Origin of the sequence: Micromonospora sp. NPDC005707, from assembly GCF_040631005.1 — a bacterium.
Lineage (GTDB): Bacteria > Actinomycetota > Actinomycetes > Mycobacteriales > Micromonosporaceae > Micromonospora.
In genome coordinates this window covers 173,887-196,149 of sequence record NZ_JBEXYR010000009.1, presented here as the reverse complement: position 1 = coordinate 196,149, position 22,263 = coordinate 173,887, and the positions used below count along the sequence as shown (strand labels likewise).

General features: G+C 72.3%; 21 protein-coding genes. 13 read left to right on the top strand and 8 right to left on the bottom strand.

Annotated features, from left to right (window positions below):
* Positions 1–6: 6 nt before the first annotated feature.
* From ABZ452_RS20385 to ABZ452_RS20375, 3 genes are all read left to right on the top strand, one after another.
* Positions 7–690, top strand: a complete 684-nt coding sequence (locus tag ABZ452_RS20385; RefSeq protein WP_357945018.1) for a response regulator transcription factor — start codon at positions 7–9, stop codon at positions 688–690.
* Between the two features lie 258 nt (positions 691–948).
* Positions 949–1,716, top strand: a complete 768-nt coding sequence (locus ABZ452_RS20380; RefSeq protein WP_357945016.1) for an ABC transporter ATP-binding protein — start codon at positions 949–951, stop codon at positions 1,714–1,716.
* Positions 1,716–4,265: an FtsX-like permease family protein gene (locus ABZ452_RS20375; RefSeq protein WP_357945013.1), complete on the top strand. Its 2,550-nt coding sequence runs from the start codon at positions 1,716–1,718 to the stop codon at positions 4,263–4,265. Before ABZ452_RS20380 ends, ABZ452_RS20375 begins: the two co-directional genes overlap by 1 nt.
* 58 nt (positions 4,266–4,323) lie before the next feature.
* Here the strand turns inward: ABZ452_RS20375 and ABZ452_RS20370 are convergent, their stop codons facing one another.
* From ABZ452_RS20370 to ABZ452_RS20360, 3 genes are all read right to left on the bottom strand, one after another.
* Positions 4,324–4,971 carry an HAD family phosphatase gene (locus tag ABZ452_RS20370; protein ID WP_357945011.1) on the bottom strand — a complete coding sequence of 216 codons (648 nt, stop codon included), beginning with the start codon at positions 4,969–4,971 and terminating at the stop codon, positions 4,324–4,326.
* 115 nt (positions 4,972–5,086) lie between these two features.
* Positions 5,087–5,836 (bottom strand): neutral zinc metallopeptidase, encoded by a 750-nt coding sequence (locus ABZ452_RS20365; protein WP_357945008.1) that lies wholly within the window; start codon positions 5,834–5,836, stop codon positions 5,087–5,089.
* A gap of 139 nt (positions 5,837–5,975) precedes the next feature.
* A complete protein-coding gene (locus ABZ452_RS20360) occupies positions 5,976–6,188 on the bottom strand; it encodes a hypothetical protein (RefSeq protein WP_357945005.1) in 213 nt (70 codons plus the stop codon).
* Positions 6,189–6,238: 50 nt separating this feature from the next.
* Here ABZ452_RS20360 and ABZ452_RS20355 point away from each other — a divergent pair, with 50 nt between their 5' ends.
* The 4 genes from ABZ452_RS20355 (at position 6,239) to ABZ452_RS20340 (ending at position 9,656) form a co-directional block, all read left to right on the top strand.
* Positions 6,239–7,054, top strand: a complete 816-nt coding sequence (locus ABZ452_RS20355) for a class I SAM-dependent methyltransferase (RefSeq protein WP_357945001.1) — start codon at positions 6,239–6,241, stop codon at positions 7,052–7,054.
* Between the two features lie 89 nt (positions 7,055–7,143).
* Positions 7,144–7,545 carry a YciI family protein gene (locus ABZ452_RS20350; RefSeq protein WP_357944998.1) on the top strand — a complete coding sequence of 134 codons (402 nt, stop codon included), beginning with the start codon at positions 7,144–7,146 and terminating at the stop codon, positions 7,543–7,545.
* Positions 7,546–7,548: 3 nt separating this feature from the next.
* Entirely contained in the window at positions 7,549–8,790 is a 1,242-nt protein-coding gene (locus ABZ452_RS20345) for a sigma-70 family RNA polymerase sigma factor (RefSeq protein ID WP_357944995.1), read from the top strand.
* Positions 8,791–8,918: 128 nt separating this feature from the next.
* A complete protein-coding gene (locus ABZ452_RS20340) occupies positions 8,919–9,656 on the top strand; it encodes a class I SAM-dependent methyltransferase (RefSeq protein WP_357944991.1) in 738 nt (245 codons plus the stop codon).
* A gap of 140 nt (positions 9,657–9,796) precedes the next feature.
* On the opposite strand, the gene ABZ452_RS20335 is transcribed toward ABZ452_RS20340, so the two are convergent.
* Both ABZ452_RS20335 and ABZ452_RS20330 read right to left on the bottom strand, forming a co-directional pair.
* On the bottom strand, positions 9,797–9,976 hold the full coding sequence (locus ABZ452_RS20335) for a hypothetical protein (protein WP_151462895.1): 180 nt from the start codon (positions 9,974–9,976) through the stop codon (positions 9,797–9,799).
* A gap of 199 nt (positions 9,977–10,175) precedes the next feature.
* Positions 10,176–12,005: a glycoside hydrolase family 15 protein gene (locus ABZ452_RS20330; RefSeq protein WP_357944988.1), complete on the bottom strand. Its 1,830-nt coding sequence runs from the start codon at positions 12,003–12,005 to the stop codon at positions 10,176–10,178.
* A gap of 208 nt (positions 12,006–12,213) precedes the next feature.
* Here ABZ452_RS20330 and ABZ452_RS20325 point away from each other — a divergent pair, with 208 nt between their 5' ends.
* Positions 12,214–12,873, top strand: a complete 660-nt coding sequence (locus tag ABZ452_RS20325; RefSeq protein WP_357944985.1) for an HNH endonuclease family protein — start codon at positions 12,214–12,216, stop codon at positions 12,871–12,873.
* 89 nt (positions 12,874–12,962) lie between these two features.
* Positions 12,963–13,517 (top strand): hypothetical protein, encoded by a 555-nt coding sequence (locus ABZ452_RS20320; protein WP_357944982.1) that lies wholly within the window; start codon positions 12,963–12,965, stop codon positions 13,515–13,517.
* Positions 13,518–13,679: 162 nt separating this feature from the next.
* Here the strand turns inward: ABZ452_RS20320 and ABZ452_RS20315 are convergent, their stop codons facing one another.
* Positions 13,680–14,174, bottom strand: coding sequence for a GNAT family N-acetyltransferase (locus ABZ452_RS20315; RefSeq protein ID WP_357944979.1), 495 nt, complete (start codon positions 14,172–14,174; stop codon positions 13,680–13,682).
* 252 nt (positions 14,175–14,426) lie between these two features.
* On the opposite strand from ABZ452_RS20315, the gene ABZ452_RS20310 reads away from it, so the two are divergent.
* Positions 14,427–15,011 carry a hypothetical protein gene (locus ABZ452_RS20310; protein WP_357944977.1) on the top strand — a complete coding sequence of 195 codons (585 nt, stop codon included), beginning with the start codon at positions 14,427–14,429 and terminating at the stop codon, positions 15,009–15,011.
* A 95-nt stretch (positions 15,012–15,106) separates the two neighbouring features.
* Here ABZ452_RS20310 and ABZ452_RS20305 read toward each other — a convergent pair whose 3' ends face one another.
* Positions 15,107–15,544, bottom strand: coding sequence for a hypothetical protein (locus ABZ452_RS20305; RefSeq protein WP_357944974.1), 438 nt, complete (start codon positions 15,542–15,544; stop codon positions 15,107–15,109).
* 163 nt (positions 15,545–15,707) lie between these two features.
* On the opposite strand from ABZ452_RS20305, the gene ABZ452_RS20300 reads away from it, so the two are divergent.
* Positions 15,708–16,508 (top strand): maleylpyruvate isomerase N-terminal domain-containing protein, encoded by an 801-nt coding sequence (locus ABZ452_RS20300; protein ID WP_357944971.1) that lies wholly within the window; start codon positions 15,708–15,710, stop codon positions 16,506–16,508.
* A 119-nt stretch (positions 16,509–16,627) separates the two neighbouring features.
* On the opposite strand, the gene metH is transcribed toward ABZ452_RS20300, so the two are convergent.
* Positions 16,628–20,143 carry a methionine synthase gene (gene metH, locus ABZ452_RS20295; RefSeq protein ID WP_357944968.1) on the bottom strand — a complete coding sequence of 1,172 codons (3,516 nt, stop codon included), beginning with the start codon at positions 20,141–20,143 and terminating at the stop codon, positions 16,628–16,630.
* 288 nt (positions 20,144–20,431) lie between these two features.
* Between metH and ABZ452_RS20290 the strand changes: the two genes are divergently transcribed.
* Both ABZ452_RS20290 and ABZ452_RS20285 read left to right on the top strand, forming a co-directional pair.
* Positions 20,432–21,301 (top strand): PAC2 family protein, encoded by an 870-nt coding sequence (locus ABZ452_RS20290; protein ID WP_030504102.1) that lies wholly within the window; start codon positions 20,432–20,434, stop codon positions 21,299–21,301.
* Between the two features lie 113 nt (positions 21,302–21,414).
* A complete protein-coding gene (locus tag ABZ452_RS20285) occupies positions 21,415–22,206 on the top strand; it encodes a GntR family transcriptional regulator (RefSeq protein ID WP_357944965.1) in 792 nt (263 codons plus the stop codon).
* Positions 22,207–22,263 lie beyond the last annotated feature (57 nt).

The window sequence follows — 22,263 nt, the reverse complement described above, 5'->3', positions numbered from 1 at the left end:
GGACCGATGACCGACAGCACCGCGGGCCGACCGGTGCGGATCCTGCTCGCCGACGACCAGCCGCTGCTGCGTACCGGCTTCCGGATGGTGCTGGGCACCGAGGACGACCTGGACATCGTGGCCGAGGCAGGCGACGGGGTGGAGGCGGTGGAGCTGTCCCGGCGGTTGCTGCCGGACGTGGTGCTCATGGACATCCGGATGCCGCGGATGGACGGGGTGGCGGCCACCCGGGCGATCGTGGACGCCCGCCTGCCGGTGCGGGTGCTCATCCTCACCACCTTCGACCTGGACGAGTACGTGGTCGGCGCGCTGCGCGCCGGGGCCAGCGGCTTCCTGGCCAAGGACGTGCCGGCCGAGGACCTGGTGACCGCGATCCGGACGGTGGCGGCCGGGGAGGCGGTGGTGGCCCCGCGGATCCTGCGCCGGCTGCTGGACCGCTTCGCCGACGTGCTGCCCGATCCGGCGGCCGCCCCGCCGAAGGCGTTGAACGCGCTGACCGAGCGGGAGCGGGAGGTGCTCGTGCAGGTGGCGCGCGGGTTGTCCAACGCCGAGATCGCCCGGGAGCTGTCGGTGAGCGAGACCACCGTGAAGACCCACGTCGGTCACGTGCTGACCAAGCTGGGGCTGCGCGACCGGGTGCAGGCGGTGGTGCTGGCGTACGAGACCGGGCTGGTCCGGCCCGGCGGGTGAGGTGGCACCGGTCACCTACCGTGACCATCGGCGGCGCGGCGGGGTTGACCATGACGCGACGTGAGGTCCTAGCGTCGGCGGCGCCGTCCGGTCAGGGATCACCCTGAGTGGGCCTCGGGGGTGACCCCAACGGAAATTCCGGCGAGGGTTCCGCCCGGGGGTGGACGGATCCGCGCCTGGCGGCGCCGAGGATGGGACTTGCCGCATCGGCCAGCGGGGGCGATGCGGATCAGCATGCTGACGGAAGAGGTAGATGACGTGACCGCGACGGTAGGGCAGCAGGCGCAGGCCGCGGCCCGGGCCAGCGACGTGTGGAAGGTGTACGGCAGCGGCGAGGCGCAGGTCATCGCGCTGCGGGGGGTGAGCGCCGAGTTCGAGCGGGGCCGGTTCACCGCGATCATGGGCCCGTCCGGCTCGGGCAAGTCGACGCTGATGCACTGCCTGGCGGGCCTGGACTCGGTGACCAAGGGCACCGTCATGATCGGTGACACCACGGTGACCGGGCTGGGCGACGCCGGCCTGACGAAGCTGCGCCGCGACAAGGTGGGTTTCATCTTCCAGCAGTTCAACCTGCTGCCCACGCTCACCGCTCAGGAGAACATCCTGCTGCCGCTGTCGATCGCCGGCCGCAAGCCCGACCCGGCCTGGTACGACACGGTGATCGACACGGTCGGCCTGCGGGAGCGGCTCGGGCACCGCCCGGCGCAGCTGTCCGGCGGCCAGCAGCAGCGGGTGGCGTGTGCCCGGGCCCTGGTCGCCCGCCCCGAGGTGATCTTCGCCGACGAGCCGACCGGCAACCTGGACTCCCGCTCCGGCGCCGAGGTGCTCAACTTCCTGCGCAACTCGGTCCGCGAGCACGGCCAGACCATCGTCATGGTCACCCACGACCCGACCGCCGCCGCGTACGCCGACCGGGTGGTCTTCCTCGCCGACGGCGAGATCGTCTCCGAGCTGATCGAGCCGACCGCCGACACGGTGCTGGACACCATGAAGAAGCTCGACGCGCCGGCCGAGGTGGGCAACTGATGTTCCGGGCCACTCTGAAGAGCCTGCTGGCGCGCAAGCTGCGCCTGCTGTTGTCCGGCCTGGCGGTGGTGCTCGGCGTCATGTTCGTCTCCGGCGCGTTCGTGCTCACCGACACCCTCGGCCGCTCCTTCGACGCGGTCTTCGCCGACGCGTTCTCCGAGGTCGACGTCAACGTGGCCGCGAAGCCCAAGGTCGCCCTCTCCGAGGTCGAGGGCGAGCAGGTGGCCGCCCCGGTGCCCGCGTCGGTGGTCGACCGGGTCAAGGCGGTGCCGGGCGTGGCCGACGTCCAGGGCGTGGTCAACGCCGACGGGGCCCGGCTGATCGGCAGCAACGGCAAGGTGGTCACCTCGTTCGGCCCGCCGCAACTCGGCGAGAACTGGCTCGGCGAGGGCGACCTGCTGAAGCTGCGCGAGGGGCGCGCGCCGCAGGCCGACGACGAGATCGTGGTCAACGTGGCGCTCGCCGACGCGGCCAAGGTCAAGGTCGGCGACCGAGTGGGCGTGCTGACCCTGGCGCCGAAGAAGGAGTTCACCCTGGTCGGCGTCTTCGGCTACAGCGGCGGCCGGGACTCGGTCGGCGGGGTCAACGAGGTGGCGTTCACCACCCCGGTCGCCCAGCAGCTGATGCTCGGCAAGCCGGACGTGTTCTCCAACGTGACCGCGCAGGCCGCCGGCGGCACGACGCCCGAGGCGCTGCGCGACGAGGTGGCCCGGTCGCTGGGCGCGGACTACGAGGTGCGAACCGGCAAGCAGCTCGCGGACGACGCGGCCGCCAGCCTGAAGGAGGGCCTGTCCTTCTTCAACAAGATCCTCCTCGGCTTCGCCGCGGTCGCGCTGCTGGTCGGCACGTTCCTGATCCTCAACACCTTCTCGATCATCGTGGCCCAGCGCACCCGCGAGCTGGCGCTCATGCGGGCCATCGGCGCGAGCGGCCGGCAGGTCATCGGTTCGGTGGTGCTGGAGGCCGTCGCGGTCGGTCTCATCGCCTCGGTGCTCGGGCTCGCCGCCGGCATCGGGGTCGGCGCGCTGCTGGCGTACCTGTTCGGCAAGCTCGCCGGCGGGCTCACCCTGGCGGGTCTGGGCGTGCCGCCCGCGGCGGTCATCGGCGCCTTCGCGGTGGGCACGCTGATCACGGTGGTGGCGGCCCTGCTGCCCGCCCTGCGGGCCTCGCGCATCCCGCCGATCGCCGCCATGCAGGACGTCGCCACGCCGGACCGGCCGCTGACCAAGGTGACCGTCGGCGGGTCCGTGGTCACCGCGATCGGCGCCGGCCTGCTCTTCCTCGGGCTCGGCGGCCACGCCGGCGACAACACCCTGGCCACCATCCTCGGGGGCGTGCTGTTCGCGTTCATCGGCGTGGCGCTGCTGACCCCGCTGATCAGCCGCCCGGTCGTCGCCCTGCTGGGCGCGATCTTCGCCTGGTCGGTGCCGGGCAAGCTGGGTCGGCTGAACTCCGGGCGCAACCCTCGCCGCACGGCGATCACGGCCGCCGCGCTGATGGTCGGCATCGCGCTGGTGACCGGGGTGACGGTGATCCTCGACTCGGCCAAGGGCAGCATCAGCGCCCTGGCGGAGGACACCATCAAGGCGGAGCTGGTGATCTCCGGCGCCCAGACCGGCCCCCGCCCGGCGAGCTTCGACCCGGCGGTGCTGGAGAAGGCCGCCGCCATCCCCGGGGTGCGGCTGGTCGACGGCGAGTACGGCGACATGGCCACGCTGAACGGTGAGCGGACCTGGGTGGCCGTGTCCAGCGACGTGACCGCCCTGGAGCGGATCTTCGGGGCGAAGGCGAACGCCGGTGACATCAGCCGGCTGAACCCGGACCAGATGCTGCTCAGCTCGGACACCGCGAAGTCCCGCAACCTGTCGGTCGGCTCGACGGTGAACGTGCAGCTGTCCCGGGGCGACGCGCGCACCTACACGGTCAGCGGCATCTACGAGAGCTCGCAGCTGACCAACCCGGTGGTGCTGCCGCCGCAGGCGGCCGCCGACTTCGCCATCCCGCAGCCCATCCAGGGCTTCGTGCAGCTCGCCCCGGGCACCTCGGTGGCCGCGGTGCAGCCGCAGATCGAGCGGCTGCTCGCGGACAGCCCCGAGGTCGCGGTGGCGGACCGGGCCGCGTTCATCAAGCAGCAGACCAGCCAGCTGGACACCCCGCTGCGGATGATCCAGATCCTGCTGGCGCTGGCCATCGTGATCGCGGTGCTGGGCATCATCAACACCCTCGCCCTGTCGGTGCTGGAGCGCACCCGGGAGCTGGGGCTGCTGCGGGCCATCGGCCTGCGCCGGGCGCAGACCATGCGGATGATCACCGTCGAGGCCGTGGTGATCTCGATCTTCGGCGCGCTGCTCGGCGTCGTGGTCGGCACCGGTCTGGGCGCGGCCGTGGTGCGGGCGCTCAAGGACGAGGGCATCACCGACCTGGTCCTGCCCTGGGGCCAGATGGTGACCTTCCTGGTCCTGGCGGCGATCATCGGCGTGGTGGCCGCCGTGCTGCCCGCGATCCGCGCCGCGCGGATCAACGTGCTGGGCGCCATCGCCCACGACTGATCCGCCGCAACACCGGAAAGGGGCCCCGCCGCCGGCGGGGCCCCTTTTCGCGGGCCGGTCAGGCGGGGCGTTCGCCGAGCAGGGCTGAGAGCAACTCCAGGTCCGCCGCGGTCAGGCTCTCCAGCTGGTGTACGCCGTCGGCCGGCGGCAGCGGCACCTCGGCCGGTACGGCCAGCACGGCGGCCCCGGCCGCGAGGGCGCTGGCGACTCCGGTCGGCGAGTCCTCGATCGCCACGCAGCGCTCGATCGGCACACCGAGCAGCCGCGCCGCGGTCAGGTACGGCTCCGGGTGCGGTTTGGCCGCCTCGACCTCGTCGCCGCAGACCACTGCGTCGAAGCTGTCCCGGCCCAGGGTGTCGAGGGCGACCTCGACCAGAGGCCGGGTGCTGGAGGTGACCAGGGCGGTGGGGATGCCCGCGGCCCGGACGGCGCGCAGCAGCGCGAGGGCCCCGGGCCGCCAGCGCAGCCCGTCGCGGAACAGCTCCAGGATGCGGGCGTTGATCCAGTCGGCGCTGGCCTGCGGGTCCCGCTCCGGCTGGCCCAGGTCGTCGTGCACGATCCGCATGGAAACGGCCATGCTGGTGCCGATGATCGCCTTGCGCGCGTCCTCGGACAGGGTGCCCCCGTAGACCGCCGCGAGCTCCTGCAACGCGACGTCCCAGAGCTTTTCGCTGTCGACCAGGGTGCCGTCCATGTCGAAGAGCACGGCGGCGGGATGGGTGCTGCTCAGCGGGGGCCTCCCTCGGGTGCGGGTACCCGCCGATCCTCTCAGCCGCGCCCCGCCGGCCGGCCACCGTCCCCGCAGAGGGTGACCTGCGGCATCAGCCGAGGCCGCAGGCGTCCAGCGAGTTCTCGTAGCCGCGGAAGAACGACTCGCTGCGCTGCTCGGCGGTGCCGTGCGAACCTTCGGCGAACCAGGGCTGGTCGGGGTCGTCGCCCACCGCCAGCAGCCCCTCCCGGAACTCGTCCAGGTCGCCGTCGGCCAGGGTCAGCGTCCCCGAGCGCACGTTGTCGCCGATGTACGCCCCGGCCATGCAGTCGGCCTGCAACTCCTGCTGGATGGTGAAGTTGTAGCGGATGCCGAGGCGGACCTGGACGCCGTGGGCGTACTCGTGGCCCAGCAGGTAGAACAGGAAGGCGTCGCCGACCTGGCGGAACGCCCCCACCGACCAGTTCACGTCGTAGGCGATGAAGTCGCCGGCCGAGCAGTAGACGGCGTTGTTGCGGGGCAGCCCCTCGCCGCCGCACGACACCTCACCGGACCTGGTGTACGGCACGACCCGCCGGATCGGCTGGAACTGCTTGCCGGAGGCCCGGAACTGGTCCGTCCAGTAACGCTGGGCGATGCCGACCGCGTCGGAGAAGTCCTGCTTGAACTCGGCCACGCTGGTGGTGCCGTCGGCCCGGGTCGCGTCCGCTCCCGGTGAGGCCGGCTGGCCGCTCTGCCGCGGGCGGGGCTGCTCCGGCTCACCCTGGTCGAGCCCGCCGCCCATGCAGCCGGCCGCCACGACCACGGCGACCAGCAGCCCGGCGAGCGGTCCCGGCCGCCGGCGTCCCGCGTACTCCCCCACCGTTGCCTCCCGGCTTGTTCGCTGTGTCAGCGCAGTACCCCGACCGTGCGCCGTTGATGCCCACCGGGGATCACGTGTGCGCGCCGGCCTTCGTTCACCGGTCGGCGGGGCCGGGATGCGCTGACCGCGCCGGACGGCGTCAGCCGGTGAAGCCGTGCCCGCCGTTGTTCCAGCCGTCGTGCTGCGCGTGCGCCTGCTCGGCCGCCCGCCGGTGCTGCTCCCCCCGGGCCGCCCGGACCACCGCGGGATCCTCGTCGGTGGCACGCCGCCGCCGGTCCCGCCAGGAGACGAACCCCACCACCACGGCCACGAGCGCGGCCATCACCGCCAGCGTCACCAGCACCGTCGTCATGTCGCCACTGTAGGACCGCCGCGCACCCCGTTCACCGCTACGCTGCGGCGATGATCGACACGGACTTCGACGCGCACGAACGGTCCCGGTGGGCGGGCCGCGCCGGGGCGTACGCGCGCAGCTTCGGCCGGCTCTGCGCGTACCCGGCGGAGGCGCTGCTGGACGCCGCGGCGGTGCGGGCCGGGCGGCGGGTGCTCGATGTGGGCACCGGGCCGGGCACCGTCGCGGCGGCGGCGCTGGACCGCGGCGCCGAGGTGGTGGCGGTCGACGCGGAGCCCAGCATGCTCGACGCGGCCCGGCGCGGCGCCCCCGGCGCCGAGGTCCACGCCGCGGCGCTGCCGCGCCTGCCGTTCCCGCCCGGCGGCTTCGACGCGGCGGTGGCGAACTTCGTGCTCAACCACGTCGGTGATCCGGCCGCCGGCGTGGCCGAGCTGCGCCGGGTGGTCCGCCCCGGCGGCCGCGTCGCGGTGACCGTCTGGCCGTCGCCGCTCCCACCGCTGCAACGGCTCTGGGGTGCGGCCCTCACCGCGGCCGGTGTCGCGACACCACCCGACCTGCCCCGGCTCGCGTCCGAACAGGACTTCCCCCGCACCGAGGCGGGCCTCGCCGGGCTGCTGGCCGCGGCCGGGCTGGCCGACGCCCGGTGCGTGACACTGACCTGGGCCCACCGCACCGACCCGGAGGACTGGTGGGCCGGCCCGGCGGCCGGCATCAGCACCATCGGCCTCGTGCTGGAACGGCAGCCGACGGCCGCGCGCGAGCGGGTCCGCCGGGAGTACGACCGGCTCGCCGCCCCCTACCGGCAGGCCGACGGAAGCCTGGCGCTGCCCACCGCCGCGCTGCTCGCCTCCGGCCGGGTCGACTGATCCACCCCTAGGCTGGTGTCCGGGGCGGCTTCGCGGCTCCGACGTCCCGGGTGAGCGGCGCCGCGGGGCGCCGGCCGAGAGGAGACACCGTGAAGTACCTGATCATGCTCTACGGCAGCCAGCGGGACTACGACGTCATGGCCGGGCGGCCCGGCGACCAGCCGCCGATGAGCCCGGAGCAGCTCGCCGCCATGCACGCCCACATGGAGGCGGTCCACAAGGAGCTGACCGAGACCGGCGAACTGGTCGACGCGCAGGGGCTGTCCGCGCCCGTGCACGCCCGCCGGGTCCGGCTGCGCGGCGGCGCGCCCGTGGTCACCGACGGCCCGTACGCCGAGACGCAGGAGGTGCTCGCCGGCTACACGGTGGTCGACTGCGCCAGCTTCGACCGGGCCACCGAGATCGCCGCCCGGTTCGTCAACCCGGACGCCGAGGGCGAGTACGTCGACGTGCGGCCGGTCGTGGACGGCATCGAGGAACTCCAGGGCTGACCGGTGCCCACCGCGCGCGTCGAGGACCTGCTGCGCGCCCTGGCGCCGCAGGTCCTCGGCGCGCTCGCCCGCCGCTACGGGCACTTCGACACCGCCGAGGACGCCACCCAGGAGGCACTGCTCACCGCCGCCACCCGCTGGCCCGCCGACGGGCTGCCGGACGACCCGAAGGCGTGGCTGATCACCGTGGCGTCCCGCCGGCTGACCGACCTGCTGCGCGCCGAGCAGGCCCGGCGCCGCCGGGAGGACGGCGTGGCCCGGGAGGCACCCGCGGACCGCTGGCTGGCGCCGCCCGCCGACAGCGCACCGGACGACTCCGACGACAGCCTGGTCCTGCTGTTCCTCTGCTGCCACCCGTCGCTGCCGCCCGCCGGGCAGATCGCGCTGACCCTGCGCGCGGTCGGCGGGCTGACCACCGCCGAGGTCGCCCGGGCGTTCCTGGTGCCCGAGGCGACCATGACGCGGCGGATCACCCGGGCCAAGCAGCGCATCCGCGACAGCGGGCTGCCGTTCGCCCCGCCGGCCGGCCCCGAGCGGGCCGCCCGGCTCGACGCCGTGCTGCACGTCCTCTACCTGATCTTCAACGAGGGGTACGCGAGCACCGGCGGGGAGCGGCTGCACCGGCCCGACCTGCGCGCCGAGGCGATCCGGCTGGCCCGGCTGCTGCACCGGCTCACCGACGACGCGGAGGTGGCCGGGCTGCTGGCGTTGATGCTGCTCACCGACGCGCGCACGCCGGCGCGTACCGGCCCGGACGGGACGCTCGTGCCGATGGCCGAGCAGGACCGGCGGCGCTGGCGGGCCGACCGGATCGCCGAGGGGACCGCCCTGGTCACCGCCACGCTGCCCCGCGGCGCGGTCGGGCCGTACCAGCTCCAGGCGGCGATCGCCGCGCTGCACGACGAGGCGCCCAGCGTCGAGGCGACGGACTGGCCGCAGATCGTCGCGCTCTACGAGATGCTGCTGACCCTGCACGACAACCCGGTGGTCCGCCTGAACCACGCCGTGGCGGTGGCCATGGCGCGCGGCCCGCGGGCCGGCCTGGCGCTGCTCGACGCGCTGGGAACGGACCGCCGGGTCGCCGAGGACCACCGCCGCCACGCGGCCCGGGCGCACCTGCTGGAGCTGGCCGGCGAGCCGGACGCGGCCCGGGCGGCGTACCTGGCGGCGGCCCGCCGGTCGATGAACCTGGCCCAGCAGCGCTACCTGCACGCGCGCGCGGCCCGCCTGGGATCTGACGATTGATCCAGGGCCGGATCACCCGGAAATCATCGAGGCTCGTGCACCTCGGCGGCGCCCCGGTGCTCGTCGCGGAGCCGGGTCGCGCCCGGCTGCCCCCACGGGAGCGGCCGGCGAGTTTAGAGTCGTCGATCGTGACCAATGCGACGCGACACCTGGGACTGGGGCACGGTAGCGCGTTCGGCGAGCGCGGGGTGGCCAAGCGGTTGGGCACCCTGGGCCGCCACACCCCACTGACCGGCCGGCGGCTGCTGGAGATCGGCTGCGGAGACGGCACCTACACGATGCGGCTGGTCGACGCCTTCGCGCAGATCGAGGCGATCGACATTCAACAGGATCGGCTGGAGCTGTTCCGGGAACGGCTGGCCGCCGACCCGGCGGCGGCCCAGAAGATCAACGTGCGGGAGCTGTCCGCCACCGAGCTGGACTACCCGGACAAGAGCTTCGACCTGGTCACCGCCATCGAGGTGGTGGAACACATCGACGATCTGGATGCCGCTCTCCGGCAGGTGCACCGGGTGCTCGCCCCCGGGGGCCGGTTCGCGCTGACCACGCCCAACCGGTGGTTCCCCTTCGAGACGCACGGTTTCCTCATCCGCGGGAAGCGTTACCGGCCGGCGCGGGGTCCGTTCCTGCCGTGGATCGTGCCGCTGCACCGGCGGCTGGCCGACGCCCGCGCCTTCACCGCCCGTGGCCTGTCCGCACAGCTACGCCGGGCCGGGCTGGAGCCGGTGGCGACGGACTACATCATGCCGCCGTTCGACCGGTCAGGCTTCGGGCGTCGCATCCGGCCGGTGACCGACGGGATCGAGCGGTCGCCATTGAAGTTCTTCGGCATGGCCCTGGCGGTGGTCGCCCGCCGACCGGACTGACGGCCCCGCCGCCGGACGAGGAGAGCCCGCGACGTCGGCCGACTCACCTGCTTGCCCGGCCGGACCGACGTCGAGCACCAGTGATCGACGACGCCCGGATTCCGGCGCCCGCGCGGGGGCGCCTGGGGTGAGGCGGGACCTCAGTCCAGGCCGCGCATGATGTGCGGTTCGCCGTCGTCGTCACCGAAGCAGCGGTGCAGGGTCTGCGCCCGGGCCCACAGGTCCAGGCTGCTCGGCGGCCCGACCTGCGGTGGACCCGCCGGTGCGCTCAGCACGGGGGCCGGGTCCGGCGGAACCTTCGAAGCGATGTCGTCGGTCATCTCCGCCCCTTTCGTCGTACCCCCATGCTCGTCCTCGGACGTCACAGCCGCATCTCCCGGGCTGCGCCGCCGTGGACGGCGGCCGCGGCACGCGCTGCGGGTCGGGGGCGCTTACCCGCCCGGGCCGGGCCGGTAACCGTACTCCGGTCACCGTAGCGGGCCGGACCGTGCCGCACAGCGGTTTCTCCCGCCGGGGCGGTCAGCCGCGGGCGTCGAGAAGCCGGTCCAGGTTCGCCGCGGTGCTGATGAGGGAGAGGTGGCTGAACGCCTGCGGGAAGTTGCCGGCCTGCTCCCCGGTCGGGGCGATCTCCTCCGAATAGAGGCCGACCTGGCTGCTGTAGGTGAGCATCTTCTCGAAGGTCAACTGCGCGTCGTCGAGCCGGCCGGACTCCGCGAGGGCCTGGACGTACCAGAAGGTGCACATGGTGAAGGTGCTCTCGCCGCCGGCGAGGCCGTCGACGCTGGCGCCCGGGTCGTACCGGTAGACCAGGCTGTCGGAGACCAGCTCGCCGTCGATGGCCCGCAGCGTCGCCTGCCACATTGGGTCGGTGGGCGCCACGAAGCCGAGCGAGGGCATGGCGAGCAGCGACGCGTCGAGCAGGTCCGTGCCGTAGTGCTGCACGAAGGCCCGGCGTCCCGGATGGAAGCCGCGCGTCATGATCTGCTCGTAGATCCGGTCCCGTGACTGTGTCCACCTGGCGACGTCGGCGGGCCGGCCCTGCCGGTGGGCCAGCCGGATCGCCCGGTCGAGCGCCACCCAGGACATCAGTCGCCCGTAGGTGAAGTCCTGCCGGCCGGAGCGCGTCTCCCAGATCCCGTCCTCGGGCTGATCCCAGTGCGCGCAGAGCCAGTCCATCATCCGGGTCAGGTTCTGCCAGCCCTCGCGGGAGTCCTTCAGGCCGTGGTCGTTGGCGAGGTGGAGGGAGTTGAGCATCTCGCCGTAGATGTCGAGTTGCAGCTGGTTCGCCGCGCCGTTGCCGATGCGCACCGGCGCGGACCCCCGGTAGCCCTCGAAGTGGTCGAGCACCTCCTCGGTGAGGTCCGGTGAGCCGTCGACGCGGTACATGATCTGCAACGGCACACCGTCCGCCTGGGCCGCCCGGATCCGGTCGTCGACCCAGTGCTGGTACTGCCAGGCCTCGTCGGTGAAGCCGAGGCTGAGCAGGGCGTGCACCGAGAAGGCCGCGTCCCGGATCCAGGTGTAGCGGTAGTCCCAGTTGCGTTGGCCGCCCACCCGTTCGGGCAGCCCGGCGGTGGGTGCGGCGATCAGCGCGCCGGTCGGCGCGTACGTCATGAGCTTGAGCGTCATGGCGGACCGCTCGACCATCTCCCGCCACCGCCCGGTGTAACAGGAGCGGCCGAGCCAGCGCCGCCAGAAGTCCCGCGTCCGTTCGAGCAGCTCGCGGGCCTCTTCTGCCCGGTAAACCCGCGGTGGTCCCGGGGATCCCGTCTCGAGGATGACCCCGCCGGCCTCGCCCTCGTGCAGGGTGGCGACCAGGTGGATGCCCTCCTCGGTTCGTTCGAACTCGTGCTCGTCGGAGAGGCGCTCGGCGTACCGGATGGGATTCAGGGTGAGGGACTGCCCGGCACTGCGGAAGACCGTGCCGGCCGGGTGCACCTCCAGCTCGTGCCCGTCGCGCCCGTAGTTGAACCGGGGGCGGCACTCGAACCGGAACCGCATGCTGCCGCGGACCATCCGCAGCATCCGGACCAGGCGGTGGTGGCCGGTGGCCCGGTCGCCCGCGACCGGCATGAAGTCGACCAGCTCGCCCACCCCGTTCGCGCTGAGGAAGCGGGTGATGAGGATCGGGGTCCCCGGCAGGTAGAGCTGTTTGCTCGTGTAGTCGACGCCGTCCGGTGAGACCTGGAAGTGGCCACCGCGACGCCGGTCGAGCAGGCCGCCGAAGATGCTCGGCGAGTCGAACCGGGGCGCGCAGAACCAGTCCACCGTGCCGTCCTTCGTGATCAGCGCCGCCGTCTGCAGGTCGCCGACCAGGCCGTGGTCCTCCACCGCGGGGTACGAGTCCACCGGACCTCCACCTCGTCTCGCCGTCGCCCGGCGTCTACCCCTGGCCCGTCGGCACACACCTGACCGGCCGCCGGTACGCCCGGTTCCGTGCCCGAAGCGACGTGCGTCCGGTTCCGGTCATCCACTGTTCACGGAATCTGATCTGGACCGTTACTTCCATCTCTGTCTATATGGGTGCCACATGCCAATCCCATCCGGATGGAGCCCCATGACCCGCACGCTGCGCGCCACGGCCATCAGCCTCGCCGCGATCGTGGCCGCCACCCTCGGCCTCACCCAGCCCGCCTCCGCCGCCGGCTACTCCGCCTCCCTGACCAGCGCCGTCGCCGGCCTCCCCGTCGCCACCGAGGTCCGCACCGGCTACAACCGCGACCTCTTCCCACACTGGATCGACGCCGACGGCGACGGCTGCAACACCCGCAACGAGGTCCTCCAGGCCGAGGCCACCACCAAACCCACGACCAGCGGCACCTGCACCCTCTCCGGCGGCCGCTGGTACTCCTACTACGACAACGCCTACTGGACGCTCACCGGCGACCTCGACATCGACCACATGGTCCCGCTCGCCGAGGCGTGGGACTCCGGCGCCCGCAACTGGACCACCAGCCGCCGCCAGGCGTACGCCAACGACCTGGGCGACTCCCGGGCGCTGGCCGCGGTCACCGACAACGTCAACCAGGCCAAGGGCGACCAGGACCCCGCCACCTGGCTGCCGTCGTACGCCTCCGCGCGCTGCCGCTACATCGGCGAGTGGGTCGCCGTGAAGCTCCGGTGGCGCCTCAGCGTAGACAGCGCCGAGAAGAGCGCCCTGACCAGCTGGGCGAACAACTGCCCCGCCACCACCATCTCCGTCACCTACGCGTACTGACGCTCCTCGTTCTGGATCGTGGAGAGTTGACGTTCGCATCGAACGGCAACTCTCCAACATCCCCGCGTGTGGCGGGCTTCAATGGGAGCATGCGGGCGATGAAGGACGGCCGGGAGTGGCGGATCGGCACCGCCGCCGAGGTGGACTGGATCAGCGGCCACACCACGGCCGGCCTCTCGATCACCACCGCCGTCCCGCCGGTCTTCGACGCCTACGCCACCACCTGGCGCAGCGACGACATCCCCGCCGCCGCCTACGAACGCGCCCTCGTCGACGACCTCATCGCGCACACCCCGGAGCAGCCGTGGTGGCTGGGCTACCTCGACACCGGCGCGCACGACATCGTCTTCCCCCGCGCCCCGACGGTGTCGCTCTACTGGGACTGGCGGTACGTGCTCATCGAGGCCGGACCGGAGCAGGCCCTCACCTGGCGATCCGGCCACATGCGCGGCGACGGCTCACTGCCCGACCTGTTCTTCCCGGCCGACCGGTCCTGGCTGGTCTCCGCGCTCTGGGACGACGCGTGGACCTGCGTCGGCGGGCCGGAACGGCTGATCGACGCCCTTGAGCACGACCCGCTGGCAAACGGGCGCCGGGTCACGCCCGACCAGGACGCGCTGCCACCCGGCCTCACCCGCGAGTGACCCCCGGGCTCATGGACCCGCACTCATCGGCGTCGCCGACGTGGGCACCCGCACGACGGTGTCGCCTGGCGCCGCCTCGCTCGACGGGTTACGCGATGGCCGGTTCGCTGGCGACCGACGGTGCGACCTCCGGTCGGAGCCCGTCGACCTGACGGCCGACCGCTAACCTCCGAGGCTCTTCGTCATGAGGTGCTCGCGGCGCACACCGTCGGGCATGAGGTCGCCGAGCTCACCCGTGTCACGGAAACCGTTCCGCCGGTAGAGGGTCCAGGCGTTCTTGTTGCCTTCCACTACGGCCAGCCGCAGCGTCCGCGCGCCCACCTGCCGGGCCCACTGCTCGACCGCCCGCACGAGGTGGTCGCCCACGCCCTGGCCACGTCCCATGGGTGCCACGTACATCGAGATCAGCTCGACGATCCCGTCGTGCTCGGTCGGCACCCCGCTGGCCATCCCGACGGCCTGCCCGTCGAGCATCGCCAGGATGTTGTACGAGCCGGGGATGGCCAGCCGACTGCGCCAACGTTCCTCGCGGTCGCCGTCGCCCTGCCAGTCCGCCAGCTGGGAACCGAAGGCGTACCCGGCCTCCGCGAGCGCCGCGAGCCGCAGTTCCCGCCACAGCTTCCAATCGCCCTCGCCAAGCACGCGCGTATCGATCATGCGGAGAGGGTTCCGCAAGCGTGGCGAGCAGGCAACCCGGTATCCCGTGACGCGGCCGCATCAACTGGAGCCCGACGGCTCAGCACCGATGACGTCGGGTCTCAGGACCCGCGCGACAGGTCCGTCTCCGGGCGTGGATGACACGTCTGGCCAGATGACGTCTCGCGAGCGGGACCGACAGACGTGCGGGTTCGTGATAGACCGCCATGGTGAGGATGACGTGATGAACCACGGCCCCGAACGGAGCTGAGGATGCCAGACCCCCGCGCCTTCTGGCTCGATGAGCACTTCGACCGTGAGCACGGCGCAGACGGGCGCGGTCGCTTCGAGGCCGAGGTGCTGAGGCGCATCGATGAGTTTGCCGACACGTGGGGCGACATCGCGCCCGTCACCTTCGCTGCCACAGCGTGGCGACTGGCAATCGAGCTGTCACCCGGCTACGTCCGTTGGCACAGCCGGATCATCTCCGCGACCTGTACGCCGAGCCGGTGGGACGGGAGTATGACCTGCGCCGTATCGGTGATCTCGCGGTGGCCCGCCGAACTCACTTGGACCAAGCAGTGGCAGCGTGACCGTGGTTGGCGCGACTGGCCGCAGTTGTTTGGCCAGTACACGACACCCTCGGACCAGGACCTGACGCGCAGCCCACATCTACGCGCGACGCTGCAGGTGGAAGCCCCGGTCCCCCTCGATGACCTACCTCCGGCTCCCGACGGTCCGGACAGTTCCGTAGCGCCCGCAGCGCGTAGAGCGGTAGTCGTGCTCGTTCGGGAACTCAACGAACTCCTGGCCCCGATGATCGGCCAACTGCAAGCCGGTGTACCAGCGGACTCCTGAGCGTCAAGCAGATCCGGATTTCGGGACGTGGGTGACACGTCCGGCTAGACGATCTTGTCATTGGGCAGGGTAGCGGGACTGCTCGGTCGTCGGGACTACGGGCGAGCCCAGCCGGCGAGTTCTCTGGCCCCGGTTGCGGTGGTGGGGTCGGGGTCTTGGGCCAGGGCGTCGCAGAGGATGAGGAAGTCGTCCACGATGCCGGCGAGCTGGCCGAGCCAGTCGGGCATGAGGTAGTTCACGACGGCGGCGTGGAGGTGGTAGAGGTGGTCGAGGTGGTCGGGAAGATCCTGGGCTGTGGTGGTTGCTCGTGCGACGAGTCGGGTGCCGTGAATGTCGTTGCGGCGTAGCAGGGCCAGGCAGGTCGCTTCGACAACGGCGGTGTCACCGTGGTCGAGGAGGAGCCGCTGGAGGATGTCGGCGATGTCGTCTTGGTTGGCCCAGGAGGCGAGTTGTTGTCCTGCGGCGGCCCGGGTTGACCAGTCCGGGCTGTTGGCGGCCGTGACTGTTTCCTGAGGTGGAGCAGGGGCCTGCATGGGCTCAGACTTCCACAGGGGGTTGTGCTGTGAGGGTGCGCCGGCTGGTTCTGAGGAAGGGCGCCCGCGCCTAACCAAGGGCACGTATCAGTGCGGAGGCGCCCGCCGCGTCGGCTGTGAAAATCGCTGTCCGGTTGTCGGAGCACAGTGATAGAAAGCCGGGGTGCACAAGATTCTCACGTTCTCTGATCATCTGCGGCTGATTGACGAACGGTCGACCGCCTTCCGCGCCGCGGTCGCTGCGGCGCCCAGCCTCGACGTGCCGGTGCCGAGCTGTCCGGAGTGGACGCTGTTCGATCTCGTGCAGCACCTGGGCATCGGCCGCCGCAGGTCGGCTGCCATCGTCGCCGCAGGGCCGGCCGACGCTCCCCCGGAGAAGTCCGCTTGGGAGGACGGCACGGGTGCGCCTCGGGAACGCGAGGCTCTCCTGGCCTGGTGGACCGAGTCCGTCGAGCGACTGACGAGCGCGCTGCGTGAGGCCGGCCCGGACCGCGGTTGTTGGACGTTCTGGGGTGACTCGCAGTCACCGCAAACCTCCGGTGCATGGGCTCGGCGCCAGGTTCCCGAGATAGCGGTGCACACCTACGATGTCCAGCTCACCGTGGGGGACCCGGAGCCGCTACCGGACGAGGTCGCCCTCGACGGTTTCGACGACTGCCAGTTCACCCTCTGCTCGACGGATGTCGCCTGGCCGCACGAACCCGCCGTCGTCGACTACTACGCCACCGAGGGCCGCTCCTGGCGCCTTCGGCTGTCCCGCGACGGCGCATGGGCCGCCCGCCTCGGCGCGCCGGCTGCCAGCGAGGACCCGGGCCCGGACACGGCCGACGCCTCCGCCCGGGGCACGGCCAGTGACCTGGTCCTGTTCTTTTACGGCCGCATACCGCCGGATTCTCCGAAGCTGGAGCTGGACGGCGACCGTCGCATCTTCGACCAGCTCATCGCCTGGGACCCGTCCGTGTGACAACCGACGACACATAGCAGACCTGCTGTGTGAGTCCGGTTTGGCGGCCTGGAGACGTCATGATCATGCGAATCAGCGCCGTTTCCGGTGCTGCACCGCAGGTCAGCGTGCACCGGTGATCACTTGGCGTTGAAGTAGCTCGCCTCCGGGTGGTGCACCACGATCGCGTCGGTGGCCTGCTCCGGCATGAGTTGGAACTCCTCCGAGAGCTGGACGTTGATCCGCTCCGCGCCGAGCAGCTCCACGATCTTCGCCCGGTCCTCCAGGTCCGGGCAGGCCGGGTAGCCGAACGCGTAGCGGCAGCCCCGGTAGTCGGTGCGCAGCAGGCCGGCCACGTCCGCCGGGTCTTCGTCGGCGACCGTGCGCCCGCCCGGCAGGACCAGCTCGGCGCGGATCCGCCGGTGCCAGTACTCGGCCAGCGCCTCGGTGAGCTGCACCGACAGGCCGTGCACCTCCAGGTAGTCGCGGTACTCGTTGCCGGCGAACATCTTCGCCGTGTACTCGCTGATCGGCTGCCCGACGGTGACCAGCTGCAACGCCACCACGTCCAGCTGCTCGCCCTTGGGGCGGAAGAAGTCGGCCAGGCAGAGCCGGCGCTCCTGCCGCTGCCGCGGGAACGAGAACCGGGCCCGCTCGGAATGCCCGTTCTCGTCCAGCACCACCAGGTCGTTGCCCTCGGAGTAGGCCGGGAAGTAGCCGTAGACCACGGCCGCCTCGAGGACCTGGTCGGCGATGAGCCGGTCCAGCCAGTAGCGCAGCCGCGGCCGCCCCTCGGTCTCCACCAGCTCCTCGTACGACGGGCCCTTGCCGCCCCGGGCCCCGCGCAGCCCCCACTGGCCCAGGAAGGTGGCCCGCTCGTCGAGCAGCGCCGCGTAGTCGGCCAGCGGCACACCCTTGACCACCCGCGTGCCGAAGAACGGCGGGGTGGGCACCTCCACGTCCGCGGCCACGTCGGAGCGGACCGACGCGTCGTCCAGCTCCGGCAGCGCCTCGCGGACCAGGGCCCGCTGCCGCTCCCGCCGCTCCCGGCGGGCCGCCAGGGCGGCCTCCCGCTCCGGGTCGATCACCGGCGCGCCGCCCCGCTTGGCCGTCATCACCCGGTCCATGAGGGACAGCCCCTCGAACGCGTCCCGGGCGTAGTGCACCTGCCCGGGGAACGCCGAGCGAAGGTCGTCCTCCACGTAGGCGCGGGTGAGCGCCGCGCCGCCGAGCAGCACCGGCCAGCGCTCGGCGACGCCGCGGGCGGCCATCTCGGCCAGGTTCTCCTTCATGATGACCGTGCTCTTGACCAGCAGGCCGGACATGCCGATGGCGTCGGCCCGGTGCTCCTCGGCCGCGTCGAGGATCGCGTTGATCGGCTGCTTGATGCCGATGTTGACGACGTCGTAGCCGTTGTTGGACAGGATGATGTCGACCAGGTTCTTGCCGATGTCGTGCACGTCGCCCTTGACGGTGGCGAGCACGATCCGGCCCTTGCCGTCGTCGTCGGTCTTCTCCATGTGCGGCTCCAGGTAGGCCACCGCGGTCTTCATCACCTCGGCGGACTGGAGCACGAACGGCAGTTGCATCTGGCCGGAGCCGAACAGCTCACCGACCACCTTCATGCCGTCCAGCAGCAGGTCGTTGATGATGGACAGCGGCGTGCGCCCCTCGGCCATCGCCGTGTCCAGGTCGGCCTCCAGGCCGTTGCGCTCCCCGTCGATGATCCGCCGCTTGAGCCGCTCGTCCAGCGGCAGCGCGGCCAGCTCCTCGGCCCGGGTGGCCCGCGCGGAGGCGGCGTCGACGCCCTCGAAGACCTCGATGAACCGCTGCACCGGGTCGTAGCCCTCCCGACGCCGGTCGTAGACCAGGTCGAGCGCGATCTCGCGCTGCTCGTCGGGGATCTTCGACATCGGCAGGATCTTGCTGGCGTGCACGATGGCCGAGGTGAGGCCGGCCTGCGCGCACTCGTGCAGGAACACCGAGTTGAGCACCTGCCGGGCCGCCGGGTTCAGGCCGAAGGAGACGTTCGAGATGCCCAGGGTGAAGTTGACCCCCGGGTAGCGGGCGGCAATCTCCCGGATCGCCTCGATCGTCTCGATGCCGTCGCGGCGGGTCTCCTCCTGCCCGGTGGCGATCGGGAAGGTCAGCGCGTCGATGAGGATGTCCTCCCGGCGCAGCCCCCACCGGCCGGTCAGGTCGTCGATGAGCCGGCACGCGACGCGTACCTTCCAGTCCCGGGTGCGGGCCTGGCCCTCCTCGTCGATGAGCAGCGCCACCACGCCGGCGCCGTGCTCCCGGACCACCGGCATCACCCGGGCGTAGCGGGACTCCGGGCCGTCGCCGTCCTCGAAGTTGACCGAGTTGACCACGCAGCGGCCGCCGAGCATCTCCAGCCCCGCCTCGACCACCGCCGGCTCCGTCGAGTCCAGCATGATCGGCAGCGTCGAGGCGGTGGCGAACCGGCCGGCCAGCTCGCGCATGTCCTGCGTGCCGTCCCGGCCCACGTAGTCGACGCAGAGGTCCAGCAGGTGCGAGCCGTCCCGGGCCTGACCGCGGGCGATCTCGACGCAGGCCTGCCAGTCGGCCGCGAGCATCGCCTCGCGGAACGCCTTGGAGCCGTTGGCGTTGCTCCGCTCCCCCACCATCAGGATGCTGGCGTCCTGGGCGAACGGCACGTGGTGGTAGATCGACGAGATGCCCGCCTCGGGGCGCGGCTCCCGGGCCACCGGCCGCCGGCCGCGCAGCCGCTCGACCAGCACCCGGATGTGCTCCGGGGTGGTGCCGCAGCAGCCGCCGACCAGGGCCACGCCGTAGTCGGTGACGAACTGGTCGAGGGCGTCGGCCAGCTCGACCGGGCTCAGCGGGAAGTAGGCCCCGTCGGCGGTCAGCACCGGCAGGCCGGCGTTCGGCATCACGGAAACCGGGATGCGGGAGTGCTGGGACAGGTAGCGCAGGTGCTCGCCCATCTCGGCCGGGCCGGTCGAGCAGTTGAGGCCGATCAGGTCGACGCCGAGCGGCTCGATCGCGGTCAGCGCGGCGCCGATCTCGCTGCCCAGCAGCATGGTGCCGGTGGTCTCGACGGCCACCTGGCAGATGATCGGGACGTCCCGCCCCAGCTCGACCCGGGCCCGCTTCGCGCCGACCACCGCGGCCTTGACCTGGAGCAGGTCCTGGCAGGTCTCGATGATCAGCGCGTCCGCCCCGCCGGCGATCAGGCCGGCGGCGTTCTCCTGGTACGCGTCCCGCAGGGTCGCGTACGCCGCGTGCCCGAGGGTGGGCAGCTTCGTGCCGGGCCCCATCGAGCCGAGCACGAACCTCGGCTGCTCCGGCGTCGAGTGCGCGTCGGCGGCCTCCCGGGCGAGTCGCGCGCCCGCCTCGGACAGCTCGCGGATCCGCTCGGCGATGCCGTACTCGGCGAGGTTGGGCAGGTTGGCCCCGAAGGTGTTGGTCTCCACGCAGTCCGCGCCGGCGGCCAGATAGGCCTCGTGCACGCCGCGGACCACGTCCGGCCTGGTGACGTTGAGGATCTCGTTGCAGCCCTCAAGGCCGTCGAAGTCGTCCAGGGTCAGGTCGGCCGCCTGCAGCATCGTCCCCATCGCCCCGTCGGCGATCAGGATCCGGTCCGCCAGCACATCGAGCAACGAAGTCCGCACAGGGCCAGGTTAGTGCGGCGCGGCCTGGACGGGTCACCGCAACCTGGGCTTCCCACATACTGTCAGCGGAATCACCGCGCACCTTTCATCCGGTTCGCCCGAGTGGTCGGCCCGGCCGACCGGCGCGGCCGACGGGCCCCGCCCGGCGGCGGCACGTAGGCTGGCGGACGTGAAGGACATCAGCGACGCGACCGTACGACGGCTTCAGGTCGCGACGCGGCGTCAGACGCGCCGAGCTGAAGCGCGATACCCGGGTGCCGCTCGCGACGAGCAGGGTGAGGTGACGGCGTGACCGAGTTCGACGGACTGCCGGTGCTGCGGTCCCCGGTCGCCATCGCGGCCTTCGAGGGGTGGAACGACGCCGCCGACGCCTCGACCGCCGCCGTGGAGCACCTGGAGCAGGTCTGGCAGGCCCGCCAGGTGACCGAGCTGGACCCGGAGGACTTCTACGACTTCCAGGTGAGCCGGCCGACCATCACGATGGCCGACGGGGAGACCCGCCGGGTCGAGTGGCCGACCACCCGCTTCATGGTGGCCAGCCCCGAGGGCACCGAGCGGGACGTGGTGCTGATCCGGGGCATCGAGCCGAGCATGCGCTGGCGCACCTTCTGCGAGCAGGTGCTGGAGATCTGCCACAGCCTGGAGGTCGAGCGGGTGGTGCTGCTCGGCGCGCTGCTGGCGGACGTGCCCTACACCCGGCCGCTGCCGATCAGCGGCAGCGCCTCGGACGCCGACGCCGCGAAGCGCTACCAGCTCACCCCCACCCGCTACGACGGGCCGACCGGCATCGTCGGGGTCCTGCACGACGCCTGCACCCGGGCCGAGGTGGACGCCGTGTCGTTCTGGGTGCACGTGCCGCACTACGCCAACAACCCGCCCTGCCCGAAGGCCACCCTGGCGCTGCTGCACCGGGTCGAGGAGGTGCTCGACCTGCCGGTGCCGATGGCCGACCTGGCCGAGGAGGCCGCCGAGTGGGAGCAGCGGGTGCGCAGCGCCGCCGAACAGGACGCCGAGCTGGGCGAGTACGTCCGTGAGCTGGAGGAGCGGGTCGGCGACGCCGGCATCACCCCGCTGACCGGGGACGAGATCGCCCAGGAGTTCGAGAAGTACCTACGCCGCCGGGGCGGCTCCGCCGGCCCCACCGCCGGCTCCTGGTAGCCGCTCTTCCACGAAGGCCGGGTCCTCGCGGGCCCGGCCTTCCGCGTGTCCGGGGTCGCGAGGTCACCCCCGCTAGGGCATCCTAGGAACCTAGCTGTCGTGAGGAGGCGGGCATGCAGATCAACCCCGGCGCGGCCGAGTTCCCGCACCGGCAGATCGCCGCGCAGCTCAAGGCCCAGGTCCGCCGCGGTGACTGGGGGCCCGGCGAGCGGCTGCCGTCCATCCCGGCCATCGCCGAGATGTTCGGCGTCGCGAAGCAGACCGTGCAGCGCGCCGTCGACCAGCTGCGGGTCGAGGGCATCTTGATCACCAAGCCCGGCTCCGGTACGTACGTCCGGGGCACCCGGCGCCGCCTCAACCGACTCTCCCGGGGCCGGTACGGCGGCTTCCGCGGCTACCACACCGACCTGGCCGCCCGGTACCGGCAGCAGCTCGTCTCGGTGGGCCGCGCCGCCGCCCCGCCCGAGGTGGCCGACGCGTTCGGGGTGGCCGACGGCACCGAACTGCTCTGCCGGCGGCACCTGGTCCGCACCGACGACTCACCCGTCGAGGTGGGCGCCTCCTGGTTCCTGCCCGCCGACACCGCCGGCACCTCCCTGGAGCGCGCCGAGGCGTTCGGCCGCCCGCTCTACCAGGAGGCCGAGGAGGCCACCGGCCGCCGGTACGTCACCGCGACCGACACGATCAGCGCCCGCCAGCCCAGCCGGGAGGAGGCGGAGATCCTCCAGATCCGCCCGGACACCCCGGTGCTGCACCTGCTGCACGTCGCCTACGACGCCCAGCGCAAGCCCATCGAGGTCGCCCACGCCACCTGGCCCGGCCCGATGACCACGCTCACCGAGGAGTACCGGATTCCCGCCCCGCAGGCGGAGCCCGACCCGGACCCCGGCCTCGTCCTCGGCTGACCGCGGCCGATCCTCTCGCCGTCGGGCTTGACCCTGCCCCAGGGTCAGGGTTCGACG